Here is a 17,016-nt window from a genome sequence, read left to right on the forward strand (position 1 = left end):
TCAGGCGGTACGTTAGCGTACCGCCGCTGTTAGCTATATCACGTCGTTGACACTATATATCACGCACCGTCAGAGCATTCGCGGCCGCGCCATCATGAACGCTGAGCATGCGCTTAAACCACTCATCCACTGGGTCGCCAGGTTCGACAAGTTGCTGTGTCGACACGACATACGCCCACATCATGCTGCCAAACAGCAGGTAGTCTGAGCCACTGGGAGAATCACCGTCTAAAAATGCGCTTTCCCGCAGCATGTCACGCAACGGTGCCAGCACCTGTTTAAGCTGCTGCTTACCCTGCTCGGGCTGATGGAACTCTTCCAGCGTGCAGCCAAACCTCGCCTCGCGGGTTTCACGGAAATAGGCGCGGTCATCGGGATGGACGGCGGCGAATAAGTCCATGGCAATAGTGCGGAATAGCGCAGGATTGACGCTGCGTTCTACAAAGTATTTGAACATTAATACCCGCTGATAGCTGACGCCCTCCCCCAGTACGGGCGCCTCGGGATACGCCTTATCCAGGTAGCGCATGATCTCAAAACTGTCGGTCACCACCTGATCGCCGTCGCAAAGTACCGGCACTTTGTCGTAGTCAGCGAATTCCAGCGCTTGTTTGTCAAGAAAGCGCCATGCCACGGTGGTGTATTCCAGCCCTTTATGGGCAAGCGCCATGCGTACGCGCCAGCAGTAAGGTGAGAAACGTAGCCGTTCGTCCCGGCCGCATAGATCATAAAGAGTAATTGCCACTGCCATAACCTCCGTGTGGTTGATCATAATGCGTAAAAAGCACTTCAGTTAGTAACAATGAGCGTAAGCCTGCTACGACGCAACTAGCGAGCGCTGTACTTATCCAGCCAATGGCAACTGTACTGTCTATTAGTCTAATGGCTCCGCTTGCTAGCACTCCTACCTACCTGAATAAAAATTATTTAAAAACAAGTAACTAGAAAAACAAAATCCGTATAAAGCGGCATTCTTAATAGGCACAAAACTGGTAAGACCAATTTTCCAATGTAGTCATATGGTTAACCTAACCGTATCTTTCACCTACATCCGACTGGTGGCACAACTGCCAGACGGTTATTGCGGAGCATACCAAATCAATAACAAGGGGCAGTTCCTTCCATGAACGAGACGATACTTGCACTTCTGGCCTTCCTGCCGCTGTTGCTGGCCGGTATTTTGCTCATCGGGTTTAAAATACCTGCCAAGATAGCGATGCCAATTGTTTTCCTGACCGCCGCCATTATTGGCTTAACCGCTTGGGATATGTCGTTTAGCCGCGTGGCGGCGTCGACTATTCAAGGTTTGATTCAAACCGCTGGTCTTTTGTGGATCATCTTTGGCGCCATCCTGCTGCTTAACACCCTTAAGCACTCGGGTGGTATTACCGCTATTCGCAACGGCTTTTCAGGCATTAGCCCTGACCGTCGCGTTCAGGCGCTGATTGTTGCCTGGCTGTTTGGCTGCTTTATCGAAGGCGCTTCAGGCTTCGGTACGCCCGCCGCCGTTGCCGCACCGCTGATGGTTGCTCTCGGCTTCCCGGCGTTGGCAGCGGTGGTCGTGGGTATGATGATTCAATCAACGCCGGTCTCGTTTGGCGCAGTAGGCACGCCTATTGTGGTCGGGGTCGGCAGTGGCCTGGATCGTGCTGGTATTAGCGCCGAACTCGACTCGGTAGGCTCTAGCTGGGATGTCTTCTTCCAGCTTGTGACCAGCGAAGTGGCGATTACGCACGGTATCGTGGGTATTTTAATGCCGCTGATTCTGGTCACCGTGATGGTGCGCTTCTTTGGTGCTAATAAATCGTGGAAAGAGGGACTGTCGATTACCCCTTTCGCCATCTTTACCGGTATTTGCTTCGTAGTGCCTTACATGCTGGTAGGCGTGCTATTGGGCCCTGAATTCCCTTCAATGATCGGCGCGATGGTGGGCCTGGCCATTGTGGTTCCCGCTGCCAAACGCGGCTTTTTGATGCCAAAAGATACCTGGGATTTCCCCGAGTCCTCCTCTTGGCCAGACGAGTGGATCGGTAACCTGCAGATCAAGCTTGAAGACGTTGTTGGTAGAGCGCCTATGTCCACATTCAAAGGCTGGGTACCCTACGTACTGCTGGCACTGTTCTTGGTGGCCTCACGCACCATCGAGCCGTTGCGTAACGCGCTGACCTCGATCAACCTCAGTTGGAATAATATCCTTGGCGAAGCGGGCGTAAGCGGTGGCGTTCAGCCGCTCTATCTGCCGGGCGGTATTATTATTGCCGTGGTCATCGTCACCTACTTCCTGCACCGTATGAATCCGCAAAAAATCAGCGCCGCGGTGTCTGAATCGACCAAAACGATTTTTGGTGCTGGCTTCGTGTTGATCTTTACCGTGCCGATGGTGCGTATTTTGATCAACTCTGGCGTCAACGGTGCGGATCTTGTTTCGATGCCGGTGATGATGGCCCAGGCAGTAGCCGACAGTGTGGGCGGTATTTATCCCTTCTTTGCCCCCGCGGTTGGAGCGATGGGCGCCTTCATTGCAGGCTCCAACACGGTATCTAACCTGATGTTGGCGGAATTCCAGTTCAGCGTTGCTGAAACCCTGGGGCTTTCCACGGCCATGATGGTGGCGCTGCAGGCAGTCGGTGCCGCGGCGGGTAACATGATCGCTATCCATAACGTGGTGGCCGCATCCGCCACGGTCGGGTTGCTGGGCCGCGAGGGTGCAACGATCCGTAAGACGATTCTGCCCACCCTCTACTACCTCATCTTTACCGGCATCATCGCGCTGGTTGCGTTCTACGTTATTGGCGTTACGGATCCATTGATGTGATGTGAAGATGTGGTCGTTAGCGCTACGTTAGAAGAAGCACAACCCCCCAGGTCTTGGCCTGGGGGGTTGCTGTTTACCCCCTAGCCAATCCGTTTTAGCTCTTGGCTGTGGCGCTTACCGCGCTCCACGTAGCCCTGGGCATTCTTCTTCATACCCGCCACCGCTTCCTCTGAAAGCTCTCTAACGACCCTGGCAGGGGAGCCCACAATTAACGAGTTGGGCGGAAACACCGCGCCCTCCTTAATAAAAGCACCAGCACCGACCAGGCTATTCTCCCCAATCACCGCGCCATTGAGCACGACGGCCTGGATACCGATTAAGCAGCCATCGCCCACAGTGCAGCCATGCAGCATGGCTTGATGCCCAACCGTCACGCCTTTGCCAACTTTGAGCGGAAAACCGGGATCAGCGTGCAGTACGGCACCGTCCTGAATGTTGCTCTCTTCGCCCACTTCAAGGTGATCGCTATCACCACGTAGCACGGCCTGATACCAGACGCTAGCGCGGGATTTTAACGTTACCTGACCGATAACATCCGCCGTTTCCGCAATATAGACATCGTCATGGATGTTGGGCTGGTGCTCGCCGTATTGGTAAATGGCCACGGAGACCTCCTAGGTTATTATTGGTGTACCGCGTTCAGGCTAGCGCTTGTTCCAGCAATCGAGCAACGTGAATCGCCTCGCGGCCGCTGCCATCGTGAATCTGATGGCGACAGCTGGTGCCATCGGCAATCAGCACCGCCTTGCTATCCGACTTGCGAATAGCGGGCAGTAGCGACAGCTCTGCCATTTTTATCGAGGCATCGTAGTGCTCTGCTTCGTAGCCGAAGCTGCCCGCCATTCCACAGCAGGAGGACTCTATAGTCTCGACTTTGAGATTGGGAACCCAACCCAGCACCTGCTCGACGGGACGCAGTGCATCAAACGCCTTTTGATGGCAGTGGCCGTGTAGCATGGCCCGTTCGTAGTTCAGCGGCTTAAGTTCAAGGGGAAGCTGATCCGCCGCACGCGCTTTGACCAAAAACTCTTCAAACAGATAAGCGGATTCCGACAGCGCCTTCGCTTCTTCGCCAAAGCCGTACTGCCGGAACTCATCGCGCATGCTGAGCAAACAAGAGGGTTCCAGGCCCACTATCGCCACGCCCCGCTCTACAAACGGCATCAGGTGCTTAAGGGTACGCTTGGCTTCAGCCTTGGCTTTATCAAACTGACCGGAAGAGAGGTAGGTACGCCCACAGCAGAGTGGCCGCTGTCCCTTGGTCACATTGAGATGTACGCGGTAGCCCGCCGCTTCCAGCACCCGCTTGGCCGCTTTGGCGTTGTCGCCCTCCATATAGTTATTGAAGGTATCCACAAACAGCAGCACTTCCCACTCAGAGGTGACTGGCTGCCTAGTCGCCTCGGCACTGGCGAGAAAATTACCGTTAAATACCGGCAGCGAGCGCTGGGGCGCCAGCTTTAGCGCCTGCTTGATCTGCTTAGCCAGAAACGGCACTCGCTCAGCGCCATTTACCAGGGCAGAAAACTTGCTAGCCCAGGGTGCGTAACGCGGCATTTCACCGACCATCCGATCACGCAGCGATAAGCCTTTAACACGAGCACGGGCAGTACGCGCCTCTATCTTGAACTTGGCCATATCCACGCCCGTAGGGCAGTCACGCTTGCAGCCCTTGCACGATACGCAGAGATCCAGCGCCTCTTTCACATCGTCACTGGCCAGCCCTTCATCACCTAGCTGCCCCGAGAGCACCAAGCGCAGCGTATTGGCTCGGCCGCGAGTCAGGTGCTGCTCATCTTTCGTTACACGGAAGCTGGGGCACATGGTGCCCGCATCAAACTTGCGGCAGTGACCGTTGTTGTTGCACATCTCCACCGCCATGGCCAAGCCATGGGTGGCGTCGCCGCCGGAGCCTGGAGCGGTTTGCTCGCCGGTAAGCGGGTCGCGCTTCACGTTCCAGGCAGACCAATCAAATACCGGGGTTAGCGGGATTGTGGTGTAACTTTTCGGAAAACGAAAATAGCGCTCGTCATCCATTTTGGGGGTATCAACGATTTTACCGGGATTAAACAGGTTCTCAGGGTCAAACAGCTGCTTTATTTCGCGGAAGGCATTGTTGACCGTTTCGCCAAACTGCCACGCCACCCACTCGCCACGGCAGATACCGTCGCCATGCTCGCCGGAGTAGGCGCCTTTGTATTCGCGCACTAACGCGGAGGCCAGCTCGGCGATTTCACGCATTTTCTCCGCGCCATCCCGGCGCATATCGAGAATTGGCCGCACGTGCAGCGTGCCAACGCCTGCGTGGGCGTACCAAGTACCCTCCGTGCCGTAGCGGTTAAATACCTCGGTGAGCTTATCGGTGTACTCGGCCAAGTGTTCAAGTGGCACCGCACAATCTTCAATAAACGAGACCGGCTTACCGTCGCCCTTCATGCTCATCATGATGTTGAGCCCGGCTTTGCGCACGTTCCATAGCGCTTTCTGCTCGGCGGCCTCGGGCATATCCACCACGCTTCTCGGCAGGCCTAAATCGCCCATTAGCTCATTAAGCCCGCGCAGTGCCTCAAGCTGCGCTGCGTGGTCGTGACCGGCAAACTCCACGAGAAGAATGGCTTCCGGCTTGCCGATTAGCGCTTTTTCAATGACCGGGCGGAACGCGGGGTTCTCCAGCGACAGCTCGATCATGGTGCGGTCAACCAGCTCCACCGCCGTGGGGCCAAGTTTGACGATATGCTGGGTAAAATCCATCGCCTGGTAGAAGGTCGGGAAGTTCACCACCCCCAACACCTTCTGCTCGGGCAGCGGTGACAGTCTGAGTTTGATGCGTTGGCTTACCCCTAGCGTACCTTCCGACCCCACCAGCAAGTGAGCCAGGTTGGCGCGATGGTCTGGGTCGTAAGGCATTGGGTTCTGGCAATCGAACAGATCCAGGTTGTAGCCACCGACCCGACGCAGCACTTTAGGAAAGTGATCACGAATTTCCGGGCCCACACGCTCCGCAATCGCTCTCACCTGCTGGGCAAGGCGCTGTTCACGAGAGCCCTCTGCGAAGTTGTCAACGAAACCAACACTCGCCGCGCTGCCATCCGCCAATAGCGCGTCCACGCCCAGCACGTTGTGCACCATGTTGCCGTAGTAGATCGAGCGCGATCCGCAGGAGTTATTGCCCGCCATACCGCCGATGGTGCACTGGGCGCTGGTGGAAACGTCGACTGGATACCAGAGCCCGTGGGGTTTAAGCCAGGCGTTGAGATGATCCAGCACCATGCCGGGCTCGACCACCACGGTGCGCGCCTCGACATCGAACTCAACCACTTGATTAAGCCAGCGGGTAGTGTCGATCACCAGCGCTTCACCGACGGTTTGGCCACACTGGCTGGTACCCGCGCCCCGGGCCAAGATCGGTATCTTGGCATCACGAGCAATATCCAACGCTATTTTCAGATCTTGCTGATGGCGTGGAATCACCACACCCACCGGCGTCACCTGATAAATGGAGGCGTCGGTTGCGTAGCGCCCACGGGTTGCCCGATCAAACAGCACCTCCCCCGCTATTTCTCGGGATAAACGCTCGGCTAATTCGCCGAGCGGTTTAATCTTGGCATCACGGGACGGGTGTTGGTTCGTCAGAGACGTCATATGGCTCTCCCCCGTCGTTTAGCGCTTGCCTGCGTTTAGCGGGTTAGCCGCAAAGTAGTCCAGCGCTGCCGTCACGCCGCTGCCTTTGAGATTAACCCCGGACAGCTTCATGCCCGCTTCACAGCCGCCCAGGGTGGCAATCAGCGTAAGGTCATTGCAATCGCCCAAGTGGCCAATACGGAACATTTTTCCTTTGGCCTTGCCCAGTCCCATGCCTAATGAGAGGTCAAAACGCTCATAGATAATCTTGCGCACCGCATCTGCATCGACACCTTCAGGCATCACCACGCCAGTCAGCACCGGCGAGTAAACAGACGGATCCAAGCACTGAATCTCAAGCCCCCACGCCTCTACCGCCGCACGCACCCCAGCGGCCCAGCGCTGGTGGCGGGCCAGCACGTTGTCCATGCCTTCATCCAGCAGCATATCCAGCGCTTCATTCAGGCCGTACAACAGGTTGGTGCTGGGCGTGTAGGGCCAGTAGCCGTTTTTGTTGGCTTCTAAAATTTCATCCCAAGCCCAGAAGCTTTTAGGCAGTTTTGCCTGCTGGCTGGCTTCAATCGCTTTTGGCGAGAGCGCGTTAAAGCTAATGCCCGGTGGCAGCATCAGGCCTTTTTGCGAGCCGGAGACGGTGACATCAACGCCCCACTCATCATGGCGGTACTCGGCGCTGGCCAACCCGGAAATGGTATCGACAATCAGCAGTGCCGGGTGGCCCGCTGCATCAATGGCTTTACGCACGGCGGCAATGTCGCTGGTCACGCCGGTCGAAGTCTCGTTATGCACCACACAGACCGCTTTAAGCTCGTGGTTGGTATCCTCTTTCAGGCGCGCTTCGATCATGTCGGCCTGAACACCGTGGCGCCAACCTTCATAGCCCGGCAAACCCAAAAACTCGGGCTGCACATCCAAACGCAAGGCCATTTTGTGCCACAGCGTAGCGAAGTGCCCTGTCTCGAACATCAATACACGGTCACCCGGCGACATGGTATTGGCCAACGCCGCTTCCCAGGCCCCCGTGCCCGATGCCGGGTAGATAATGACCGGATTCTCGGTGTTGAAGATTTTTTGAATCTTGCTCAGTAACTCAAGCCCTAACGCACCAAACTCAGGCCCACGATGGTCGATGGTGGGCAGGCTCATCGCCCGCAAAATACGGTCTGGCACCGGTGAAGGGCCAGGAATCTGCAAAAAGTGACGACCGGATGGGTGAAAATTAAGCTTTAACATGATGAGGTTCCTGTTTGTTGTTGTCAGGCTAAGCGCTAGCTCTATCGATTAGCGTTATTCAAAATGGATAATGAATGCAATTACTCACATCAAAAAAAGCGCTATTTGATGCATCCTTCAGCACGTAACGCATCAAGCTCAGCGCCAGAGAACCCTAAGCTGTCGAGCACTTCATCGGTATGCTGGGCAAACAGTGGTGCGGGGCTGCGAATTTGCGACGGTGTCGCTGAGAATTTGCTGGGAAATCCGATGGTTTTCATTTTGCCGATGACCGGATGCTCCATCTCCTGCACCATTCCCCGTGCTAAGTAGTGTTCATCCTGCATGGCCTGAGCGAAGTCGTTGATTGGCCCGGCGGGCACGCCAGCGCTATCACACAGTGCTAACCACTCATCGACGCTTTTATCCGCCATCAGCTCTTCCAGCAGCGTTTCCAGCGCTTCAACGTGTTGACCTCGATCCTGGTTGGTAATAAAGCGTGGGTCTTGCATGAGCTCTTCGCGCTTTAAGACATCCTGGCAGAAACGCTCCCAAGTGCGCTGGTTGGCGCAGCCGAGCATCAAAAAGCCATCGCTTGCTTTGACTGCTTGATAAGGGGCGGAGACACGGTGGCGCCAGCCCGTTGGCCCTGGTACCGTGCCTTCCGAGAAGTAAGCCGCCGCTTCCCAGGTAAACCAGGGCAGACCACACTCGGTGATGGCGATATCGATATGCTGCCCGGCGCCGGTTTTCATCTTGTGGATGCAGGCGGCAAGAATCGAATACGCCGCGGTTAAGCCACCGCCAATATCGTAAACCGCGATACCGGTTTTCAGTGGGCGCTTGCCCTCCTCCCCGGTCATCGACATCAAACCTGTCATGCCCTGCGCGACCAGATCAAAGCCCCCTTTGTGGCTATAGGGCCCGGTTTGGCCATAGCCTGAAATGGAGCAGTAGACGATGCCAGGGTTGATGGCTTTGATCGTGTCGTAGTCGATCTCAAGCGACTTGGTCACCCCGGGCCGGTAGTTCTCGACAATAACATCGGCATCAGCGGCCAAGCGGTAGAAGATTTGCCGCGCCCGCTCGTCTTTAAGATTGAGCGATATGCTCTTTTTGTTGCGGTTAATCTGCGAAAAACAGGTCGACTCGCCGTTGACGTAAGGGCCCATTTGGCGGCTGTCGTCCCCGCCGTTGAGCTTCTCGACTTTGATGACTTCAGCACCCATATCGGCCAGCACCATGGTGCAGTAGGGGCCTGCCATAATCTGTGATACATCGAGCACTTTTATATCTTGTAGGGGAAGCATGCGCTCTCCTCCTAATGTGAAGTTTTAAACGCTAACGCTAGTGGCCAGACCACTCAAAGGGCGTTTTATTGACAAACTTATCCACCGCCGCGGCGAAATCCCGGCTCATGTAGCAGGTGGTTACCCAGTCGTCGCTGGCCTCTGCAGGGAGTCTTCGCTCCTCTATCGCTCGGCCAATCAGTGCCTTACTGGCCTGAAGCGTCAATGGCGCGCGCTTGGCAAAGGCTTCCGCCAGCGCAGCCACTTCGGCGTAAATCGCATCAGCGTCAAACAGCTGATTTATCAGGCCCGCCGCATGGGCTTCGTCAGCACCAAACAACCGCGCCATCATCAGCGCTTCTTTAGTGCGTGCAACGCCAAGCATGTCGATCATGCGAGTAACATTGTTAATCGAAAGCGTATTGCCCAGCGTTTTGGCAATCGGCACGCCAAATTTCAGCGCTGGTGTGGCGTAGCGGAAGTCACACACCAGCGCAATCGCCGCACCGCCACCGACACAGGCGCCTTCAATCAGCGCCAGGGTTGGCTTGGGAAAGGTTTCGAGTTTGCCCACCACACGGTCAATGCGCCGCTCATAGCCAATCGCATCTTCAGACTTACTAAAGCCCGAAAACTGGCTGATGTCGGTACCGGCGACAAAGGCTTCACCACCCACACCGTGAAGAACCACGGCATACACAGTGTCATCCTCGGCCAGCTGGTCGCAGTGCTTTTCCAGGGCGTCGTACATCTCCCAGGTCATGGCATTGCGGCTCTGGGGACGATTGAAGCCTATCCAGGCCACGCCATTGCGAACGGCGAATGTAACGCTGTCGACGAGTTGTCGTTCGTTTGTGCTGCTCATCAGCTTCTCCTTTCTGCCGCGCGCTGCCGGACGTTAGCGCCCGACATAGCACGCCCACAGGTCGCCTGCTTAGCCATAAACAAAATTCACTAATGCCAGCGCAAACGCGGGGATATAGGTGTTGATCATTAACACGGCGAACAGAACGGCGATAAACCACAAATTGGTTTTGGACGTGGCCCATACGTCTGACTTAGCGATTGAACAAGACGCAATGAGTACGCTGGCCACCGGTGGCGTTTGCTGGCCGATGGCCAGGTTCAGGGTCACGATCAAACCGAAATGGAGAGGGTCGATACCGACCTCTATAACCAACGGCAATACAATGGGCACGACCAAGATAATCGCCGCTGCTGAATGCAGAAAAATACCCAAAATCAGGAAGATGACATTGAGCAGCGCCAAAATAAGATATTTATTATTGGTTAGCTCGCTGATCTGCATGGCGATTTCTTGAGGTACTCGGGTTTCGGTAAGGTAGCCACCTACCACTGCGGACGCAGCCACCAACAGCATAACCACGGCTGTTTGCACACCAGCACTTTTACAAGAATCAATAAAATTCCTGATGGTGAATTCCCGATAAACCACTGCACTGATAAAGATAGCCACACACACTGCCAGCGCCGCACCTTCGGTCGCGGTAACGAAGCCGCCAAAGATACCGCCCAGGATAATAACGGGGATCAGCAGTGCCCAGATTGCATCTTTAAAGGCAATCCAAAGTTGCGAAACCCGGAAACGCCCCTCAGAAGGGAAGTTATTCTTGCGTGCCAAGTAGTAGCACATTGCGGCTAAACCCATCGCGCCCAGCAAGCCTGGCAAAATACCGGCCACAAACATCTGCACCACTGACTCACCCGACATCACCGCGTAAAGAATCATCGGGATAGAGGGCGGCAGGATAATCGCCAGACTTGCAGCGGATGAAGATATAGAAGCAGCAAACTCTTTTGAGTAGCCTTTCTTGCGCATTGCAGGAATCAGAATACTGCCGATCGCCGATACACCCGCCACTGCCGACCCGGAGATTTCGGCGAAGAAAACCGAAGCGCCAATGGTCACCATCGCCAAGCCACCCTTGATGAACCCCACCATTGCCATGGCCAGGTCGATCAGGCGCCGCGAAATACTCGAGGCGTTCATAATGGCACCGGCTAAAATAAACAGCGGTATTGCGATGAGCGGAAAGTTGGTCGCCCCCTCAAACATGGTCATGCCAACCGTAGGCATCGCCATGTTTCCATATGTCATAAAGGTGGCAATGGTGCCGACCAGTGCCAAGGCAACGGCGACCGGCACGTTAATCAGAATAAGCAGTATCAGCGCTATAAATATGTACAGTATCACCATGGTAGCTACTTACCCTCGCTGATGTGTGCTGACGGAGGCGACTTCTTCCGCGTCGATACCGGCTTCTTCAAGCTCATGATCAATAAAGCCTCTCCCTCGAGCGCTTTTAACCACGTCAGGCAGCCGCAGCAGTTCGGCAATGATGAACAGCACAGCAGCGACGGGAATCGCTGAGTGAACCAGCTGCATAGAGACACCAGGGAGGCTTACCATGCCAACCCCTTCGAGAATCAGCATGACTTGGTAGCTGGCGAGGCCCAGGAAAACAAAGAACCCGATCGTAATGGCTTCAGCTAACAGGGCGATGGGCACTCGAATAGCGGGTGGACACATGTTCAACACGCTGGGGCAGGTTATATGCGCACCTTTTGCGGCTGCTAATGCGGTACCGTAGTAGGTCACCCAGGCCAGCAACGCGGCAGCTAGTTCGTCGTACCAACTGAGCGGCGAGCCCAGATAGCGGGTCACAAAACCAAGTGTCACGACGACGGCAAGCGCAATGACCAGAAAGACCACGATGGCTTCAAGAAACGCAAAATAGGCGTTCTTGAACTTTGTAAAAGTACTCATTGAGACCTCCGAAAGGCGAGGTGCCTCGCCAAGTAGCAACGCACCCCTAATAGAGTGGCGCTTGCTTACTCGCGAAGAGCAGCCACGGCGTCAATCATTTCCTGGCCACCATCCACTTCGTCAGCGAACTTGCTGTAGATGGTCTCAGAGGCCTCAACAAAAGCTTCGAAGTCGACTTCATTCACTTCCATGCCTTCATCGCGCATTTTTATGAGGGTTTCATCATCCAGGCGTTGGCCCTCTTCGAGTACGAAGTCCTCCATCTCAACGGCCACTTCTTCGAGTACTGTCCGCACTTCTTCCGGTAAACGATTCCAGCTAGCCCCAGCGGTCAGATAGGCAGGTGTATATACGTGGTTAGAGATAGAGAGGTAGTCTTGAACTTCGTGGAAGCGTGATGAGTAGGTTTGGATGAAGGGGTTTTCCTGACCGTCCATTGCGCCTGTCTGCAGGGCAACAAACACTTCCGACAGCGACATTGGCGAGGGTGCCGCGCCGTAGCTACGGAACATATCGATACGCCATGTGCCGCCTGGAACCCGCAGCTTTATACCTTCGAGATCTTCTGGCGTAACGATCGGCCGCTTGTTGTTAGTAATCTGGCGAAAGCCGTTTTCCCACACACCAATAATTTTAAATCCACGCGCCTCGGCAGCGTCATAAAGTGGGCCACGAACGATCTCTTCACGCACGCGCTTCATATGCTCGCGGTCTTCGATCAAGTATGGCATTTCGAACAGCGCAAACTGAGCGGATTCCGAGCTCATCACCGTCGAAGGCAGCGATAGATCCAAAGAGCCTAAACGTAGGCGACGCATCATCGACTCGTCGCCACCCAGTTGGCTGTTGCCATAGACGTTCACTTCGGCAACGCCTTCCAGGCGTTCATTAGCGAGTTCGGCAAAGCGGTTTGCACTAATTTCAAATAGTGAGCCAGGGCCGCCCACATGGCCAAGTCGAATTTCAGTGTTTGCGTTGGCAGCAGCGGCCTGCAAACCAAAGGTCACAACGACCGTTGCGAGTGCTGTTTTGAGCAATTTCATAGTGAACTCCAGGTAACGCATTTGTTGTTGTTAGCACTGTCGCCACCGTGGCTTTGCCACCCGATGGCACCTGCAAAAGGAGACGCCTGAGCAGGCCTACTTATTATTGATGGGCACTTACTCCAGGGATCCTCTTCCACTTCAATTTGAATTCAAAATTCAAAATTAGGTATTAAACTTTCGTCTCGTCGCACAAATTGTTTTTCAAGCAGCTGATTCTTAAAGAAGTTATTAAAACGTTGCGATAAATAAAAAAACGGGCAGTGGCTGAATAAGCCATCTGCCCGCTTTTAATCGGCACTTCCCGCTCATTTCCTAGTTCGGTTCAAGCCCCCAGTGCAAACCGGCCAACTCAATACCCGCGATGGCTGCCTGCTGATCCTCCTCTGACGAAGCGCCACTAACCCCCACTGCACCAATCAAGCAGTTTTGTTCATTAAGAATGGGCACCCCGCCGGCCACTGCCACAAAATGTCCTTGGGAGGCTGCTGCAACACTGGCAACAAACGCTGTGCGCTCAGCGTTACGTGCGCCAATCACCCCACTGGCAATGCCTATGCCTAGAGCGGCGTAGGCCTTACCCTGGGCAACGGGGAAACGCAACGGAGCACAGCCATCTTCGCGCTCAGCGGCAACCAAGTTCCCGCCGCCGTCCAGCACGACGATCGTCAGCGGCGGCAACCCCAAATCGCGTGCTTGTTGCATGGCGCCATCGACTATCTTCCTACTCTGCTCTCTGGCGAGCTGCACGCTGCAATGAAATACTTGTCCGGCCATCGGTTTCTCCTTTGTTATTGTCGTAGGCAGTGGTTGGCAAAATGCCACCAAAGGAATATTGAATTCATAATTACTTTTGCAGATCATATAAACAATAGCCACTATACGAATATGGCATCGTGCTCAAATCGATCCAGGTGGTCTGGTTAGCTTGGCAGTAAACCGAGCGCACCACTGACAAGGAACTGACTCATGACAAAAATACTGCAACGTAATTTATATCGTGAAGTGGCCGATAGAATTGGCGACCTGATTGAGCACGGCGAGCTTGCCCCCGGTGAGCGCATCTCTGAAAAGCAGCTGTGTGACCGCTTTGGCGTCTCGCGCACCCCGCTACGCGAAGCACTAAAAGTGCTTGCCACCGAAGGGCTAATTGAGTTGCTTCCCAATCGAGGTGCACGGGTGGTGCGGCTAACGCTCAAGAACGTTAAAGACACTTATGACCTGATGGCCGCGCTGGAAGGCCTGTCGGGAGAACTTGCCTGTCAGCATATTAGCGACGCTGAAATTGCTGCCATTCGGCAGCTGCACAATACGATGCTAGTACACTATCGCAACCGCGACTTAATGCCTTATTTCCAGGTTAATAGGCAAATTCACGAAAGCATTCTGGCAGCCTCCAATAACGATGTACTGCAAGAAATGTATAGTAATTTAAGCCAGCGTGTTAAACGCGTCCGTTACTCCAAACAGATGACCGAACGCTACTGGAGCCAAGCGGTAAAAGACCACGAAAATATGATGGCGGCACTTGAGAAACGCGATAGCCAATTGCTGGGCCAAATTCTCCGTGACCATCTATGCAACAAGATTGAAGTGGCCACCTTGGCGGGCGTGATCGATACGGAAGACGATAAGAGTGTGGCCAATAGCTAATCAGCTACTGCCACTCTTCAAGTCGCATAGAGGAGCGCTCTAGCCGCTCGTGCTCCTCCTCCAAATCCCGCAGCAGTTGGGTAATGCTAGTGAGGTGCTCCAGCGCCACCTGTTCGGCCTGCTCCGGCTCGCCGTTGACGACTGCCTCATGCAACTTCGCATGCTGCTGATTGATCATCGCTCTGGGCGCTGGCAAGTGATAAAGATGTTTGACCGAGGCAAATACCGAGCTAAGCAGCAGATCGGTGAGGCTCTGTAGCGTATGCACCAACACCGGGTTGTGGGATGCCTGGGAAACCGCCAGATGAAAGGCGTGATCCAGCCTCGCCAATCGCTCGACATCAATGGTCTCTGCGCTTTCTGCGTAGTCAGCCATTTCGCGATAGCGCCGGGTGATCAGCACCCGGTCGGCGGAGGTGCCGCGGCACGCGGCTAACCGCGCCGACTCCCCCTCCAGCAGGGCGCGTACTTCTAATAGATCAAACAGCGTGCGTGGATGATCTTTAAACAGGTGCATCAACGGGCTCTGGTTACCCACCGGCAAAAGTGTAGCCACCGTAGAGCCATGGCCCTGGCGGGTATCGATAATTCCCTTGCTGCGCAGAATCCTCAACCCCTCGCGCAGTGAAGCGCGAGAGACGCCCAGCCGATCACACAGCCGCCGCTCAGAAGGAAGTAGCTGGCCGGGGCGAAAAACACCATCAAGAATCAGCCGCTCCAGCCGGGTGGCCACGTGTTCAGGCATTCGTTGTCCGGGTGTCAACGCTTGATTCTCCGCAGGCATGACGGTCACTCTCGCTATACTGTTTTACCAGCTTGCCACTACTCGCAGTAGAAGACATCTCTGTTTCGCTTCTATATGACAGGGTCGACTAATTACTGGTCTGACCAATGCACCACGATCTGGACAGACGGACAAAAAAGGCCCAAATTGGGCCATGCCTTTAACGAACGCTCTATGAAATAGGTTGCGTGCAGAATAGGCCCATAGACCGTTTCAGCATTTACCTTTAATGATAATAAGCATGGGATGTCGTGATGAATATCCTCTTTGATGAGCGCCTGGACGGCAAACTGGTTCAGCGCGATAAAAGCGAGGTTTTAACCGACCTGCAGCAAGCCGTTCCCGAAATGACGCTGCTGCATCGCGAAGAAGACCTGCGCCCTTTTGAGTGCGATGGGCTGGCGGCCTATCGCGTGCTACCTATGCTGGTGGCGCTGCCCGAAACCTTTGCTCAGGTTCAAGCGCTACTCAAGCGCTGCCATGCGCTTAGCGTACCAGTGGTCACCCGCGGCGCGGGTACTGGGCTTTCCGGCGGCGCCTTGCCGCTGGAACAGGGCGTGCTGCTGGTCATGTCGCGCTTTAATCAAATTCTTAAAGTCGACCCGGATGCCCGCTTGGCGCGGGTGCAGCCCGGCGTGCGCAATCTGGCAATTTCCGAAGCCGCTGCGCCCTACGGCCTCTACTACGCGCCGGATCCCTCCTCGCAAATAGCCTGCTCCATTGGCGGTAACGTGGCGGAAAATGCCGGCGGGGTACACTGCTTAAAATATGGCCTAACGGTGCATAACGTGATGCGCGTCGATGTGCTCACCATTGAAGGCGAGCATATGACCCTGGGCGCAGAGTCTTTTGATGCCCCAGGCTTTGACCTGCTGGCATTGATAAACGGCTCGGAGGGCATGCTCGGCGTGGTCACAGAGATCACCGTCAAGCTGCTGCCCAAGCCGGAGACTGCCAAAGTGCTGATGGCGAGCTTCGATGATGTTGAGAAAGCCGGTAGCGCCGTCGGCGATATCATCGCTGCAGGCATTATTCCCGGCGGTCTGGAAATGATGGATAAACTCGCCATCAAAGCCGCCGAAGATTTCATCAAAGCAGGCTACCCAGTGGAAGCAGAAGCGATTCTGCTTTGCGAGCTGGATGGTGTTGAAGCTGATGTGGATGACGACTGCGATACCGTGCGCCGGGTACTGGAAACCGCGGGTGCCACCGATATTCAGCAGGCTCGCGATGAAGCCGAGCGCGCCAAGTTCTGGGCTGGGCGTAAGAACGCCTTCCCTGCTGTGGGCCGCATGTCGCCGGATTACTACTGCATGGATGGCACTATCCCCCGCCGTGAACTCCCCCGCGTGCTGAAAGGCATTGCCGCGCTCTCCGCAGAGAGCGGCTTGGCGGTGGCCAACGTATTTCACGCTGGCGATGGCAATATGCATCCGTTGATCCTGTTTGATGCCAACAAAGAGGGCCAACTGGCGCTTGCCGAAGAGGTGGGCGGCAAGATTCTGGAGCTCTGCGTGGCCGCGGGCGGCTCAATCACTGGCGAGCACGGCGTTGGGCGCGAAAAGATCAACCAGATGTGTAGCCAGTTTCAGGCGGATGAAATCAGCGTTTTTCACGCCTTGAAAGCCGCTTTTGATCCACAGCGGCTGCTCAACCCTGGCAAGAATATTCCAACGCTGGCGCGCTGCGCCGAGTTTGGCGCGATGCATGTGCATAACAACGAGCTACCGCACCCGGAGCTGCCGCGCTTTTAGCAGCGAGCCAAGCTGACAAGCTGACAAGCTGAAGCTAAG

14 protein-coding genes are annotated in these 17,016 nt (G+C 55.2%); 3 read left to right on the forward strand and 11 right to left on the reverse strand.

Going from position 1 to position 17,016, the window contains the following annotated elements:
- Positions 1 to 52 precede the first annotated feature (52 nt).
- Positions 53 to 745 (reverse strand): glutathione S-transferase family protein, encoded by a 693-nt coding sequence (locus tag ACFIOZ_RS16815; protein ID WP_386079852.1) that lies wholly within the window; start codon positions 743 to 745, stop codon positions 53 to 55.
- Positions 746 to 1,123: 378 nt separating this feature from the next.
- On the opposite strand from ACFIOZ_RS16815, the gene ACFIOZ_RS16820 reads away from it, so the two are divergent.
- The gene (locus tag ACFIOZ_RS16820; RefSeq protein ID WP_386079853.1) at positions 1,124 to 2,815 is read left to right on the forward strand and encodes an L-lactate permease; all 1,692 of its coding nucleotides are present in this window, start codon (positions 1,124 to 1,126) and stop codon (positions 2,813 to 2,815) included.
- A gap of 80 nt (positions 2,816 to 2,895) precedes the next feature.
- Here the strand turns inward: ACFIOZ_RS16820 and ACFIOZ_RS16825 are convergent, their stop codons facing one another.
- From ACFIOZ_RS16825 to ACFIOZ_RS16865, 9 genes are all read right to left on the reverse strand, one after another.
- Complete coding sequence (locus ACFIOZ_RS16825; RefSeq protein WP_226247866.1) at positions 2,896 to 3,420, reverse strand: gamma carbonic anhydrase family protein; 525 nt, start codon at positions 3,418 to 3,420, stop codon at positions 2,896 to 2,898.
- Positions 3,421 to 3,454: 34 nt separating this feature from the next.
- Positions 3,455 to 6,457, reverse strand: coding sequence for an FAD-binding and (Fe-S)-binding domain-containing protein (locus ACFIOZ_RS16830; RefSeq protein ID WP_386079855.1), 3,003 nt, complete (start codon positions 6,455 to 6,457; stop codon positions 3,455 to 3,457).
- An 18-nt stretch (positions 6,458 to 6,475) separates the two neighbouring features.
- The gene (locus tag ACFIOZ_RS16835) at positions 6,476 to 7,687 is read right to left on the reverse strand and encodes a pyridoxal-phosphate-dependent aminotransferase family protein (protein ID WP_386079856.1); all 1,212 of its coding nucleotides are present in this window, start codon (positions 7,685 to 7,687) and stop codon (positions 6,476 to 6,478) included.
- Positions 7,688 to 7,788: 101 nt separating this feature from the next.
- Complete coding sequence (locus ACFIOZ_RS16840) at positions 7,789 to 8,976, reverse strand: CaiB/BaiF CoA transferase family protein (protein ID WP_386079858.1); 1,188 nt, start codon at positions 8,974 to 8,976, stop codon at positions 7,789 to 7,791.
- A 37-nt stretch (positions 8,977 to 9,013) separates the two neighbouring features.
- A complete protein-coding gene (locus ACFIOZ_RS16845; RefSeq protein WP_386079859.1) occupies positions 9,014 to 9,820 on the reverse strand; it encodes an enoyl-CoA hydratase/isomerase family protein in 807 nt (268 codons plus the stop codon).
- Positions 9,821 to 9,889: 69 nt separating this feature from the next.
- Positions 9,890 to 11,173 carry a TRAP transporter large permease gene (locus tag ACFIOZ_RS16850; RefSeq protein ID WP_170938610.1) on the reverse strand — a complete coding sequence of 428 codons (1,284 nt, stop codon included), beginning with the start codon at positions 11,171 to 11,173 and terminating at the stop codon, positions 9,890 to 9,892.
- A 9-nt stretch (positions 11,174 to 11,182) separates the two neighbouring features.
- Positions 11,183 to 11,743 carry a TRAP transporter small permease gene (locus ACFIOZ_RS16855; RefSeq protein WP_386079861.1) on the reverse strand — a complete coding sequence of 187 codons (561 nt, stop codon included), beginning with the start codon at positions 11,741 to 11,743 and terminating at the stop codon, positions 11,183 to 11,185.
- A gap of 65 nt (positions 11,744 to 11,808) precedes the next feature.
- A complete protein-coding gene (locus ACFIOZ_RS16860) occupies positions 11,809 to 12,786 on the reverse strand; it encodes a TRAP transporter substrate-binding protein (protein WP_211594699.1) in 978 nt (325 codons plus the stop codon).
- Positions 12,787 to 13,101: 315 nt separating this feature from the next.
- Entirely contained in the window at positions 13,102 to 13,563 is a 462-nt protein-coding gene (locus ACFIOZ_RS16865; RefSeq protein ID WP_226247877.1) for a GlcG/HbpS family heme-binding protein, read from the reverse strand.
- Positions 13,564 to 13,755: 192 nt separating this feature from the next.
- On the opposite strand from ACFIOZ_RS16865, the gene ACFIOZ_RS16870 reads away from it, so the two are divergent.
- The gene (locus ACFIOZ_RS16870; protein WP_088701974.1) at positions 13,756 to 14,439 is read left to right on the forward strand and encodes a GntR family transcriptional regulator; all 684 of its coding nucleotides are present in this window, start codon (positions 13,756 to 13,758) and stop codon (positions 14,437 to 14,439) included.
- A gap of 4 nt (positions 14,440 to 14,443) precedes the next feature.
- Here ACFIOZ_RS16870 and glcC read toward each other — a convergent pair whose 3' ends face one another.
- The gene (gene glcC, locus ACFIOZ_RS16875; RefSeq protein WP_386079864.1) at positions 14,444 to 15,223 is read right to left on the reverse strand and encodes a transcriptional regulator GlcC; all 780 of its coding nucleotides are present in this window, start codon (positions 15,221 to 15,223) and stop codon (positions 14,444 to 14,446) included.
- A gap of 254 nt (positions 15,224 to 15,477) precedes the next feature.
- Between glcC and glcD the strand changes: the two genes are divergently transcribed.
- Positions 15,478 to 16,977: a glycolate oxidase subunit GlcD gene (glcD, locus tag ACFIOZ_RS16880; RefSeq protein WP_386079865.1), complete on the forward strand. Its 1,500-nt coding sequence runs from the start codon at positions 15,478 to 15,480 to the stop codon at positions 16,975 to 16,977.
- The last annotated feature ends 39 nt before the right edge of the window (positions 16,978 to 17,016 follow it).

Origin of the sequence: Vreelandella sp. F11, assembly GCF_042466685.1 — a bacterium.
Lineage (GTDB): Bacteria > Pseudomonadota > Gammaproteobacteria > Pseudomonadales > Halomonadaceae > Vreelandella.

Bases quoted from the DNA above. Each gene is read 5' to 3' on its own strand.
- ACFIOZ_RS16820 (WP_386079853.1), top strand. From the start codon at position 1,124: ATGAACGAGACGATACTTGCACTTCTGGCCTTCCTGCCGCTGTTGCTG.
- ACFIOZ_RS16830 (WP_386079855.1), bottom strand. From the start codon at position 6,457: ATGACGTCTCTGACGAACCAACACCCGTCCCGTGATGCCAAGATTAAA.
- ACFIOZ_RS16835 (WP_386079856.1), bottom strand. From the start codon at position 7,687: ATGTTAAAGCTTAATTTTCACCCATCCGGTCGTCACTTTTTGCAGATT.
- ACFIOZ_RS16840 (WP_386079858.1), bottom strand. From the start codon at position 8,976: ATGCTTCCCCTACAAGATATAAAAGTGCTCGATGTATCACAGATTATG.
- ACFIOZ_RS16845 (WP_386079859.1), bottom strand. From the start codon at position 9,820: ATGAGCAGCACAAACGAACGACAACTCGTCGACAGCGTTACATTCGCC.
- ACFIOZ_RS16850 (WP_170938610.1), bottom strand. From the start codon at position 11,173: ATGGTGATACTGTACATATTTATAGCGCTGATACTGCTTATTCTGATT.
- ACFIOZ_RS16855 (WP_386079861.1), bottom strand. From the start codon at position 11,743: ATGAGTACTTTTACAAAGTTCAAGAACGCCTATTTTGCGTTTCTTGAA.
- ACFIOZ_RS16860 (WP_211594699.1), bottom strand. From the start codon at position 12,786: ATGAAATTGCTCAAAACAGCACTCGCAACGGTCGTTGTGACCTTTGGT.
- ACFIOZ_RS16865 (WP_226247877.1), bottom strand. From the start codon at position 13,563: ATGGCCGGACAAGTATTTCATTGCAGCGTGCAGCTCGCCAGAGAGCAG.
- ACFIOZ_RS16870 (WP_088701974.1), top strand. From the start codon at position 13,756: ATGACAAAAATACTGCAACGTAATTTATATCGTGAAGTGGCCGATAGA.
- glcC (WP_386079864.1), bottom strand. From the start codon at position 15,223: ATGCCTGCGGAGAATCAAGCGTTGACACCCGGACAACGAATGCCTGAA.
- glcD (WP_386079865.1), top strand. From the start codon at position 15,478: ATGAATATCCTCTTTGATGAGCGCCTGGACGGCAAACTGGTTCAGCGC.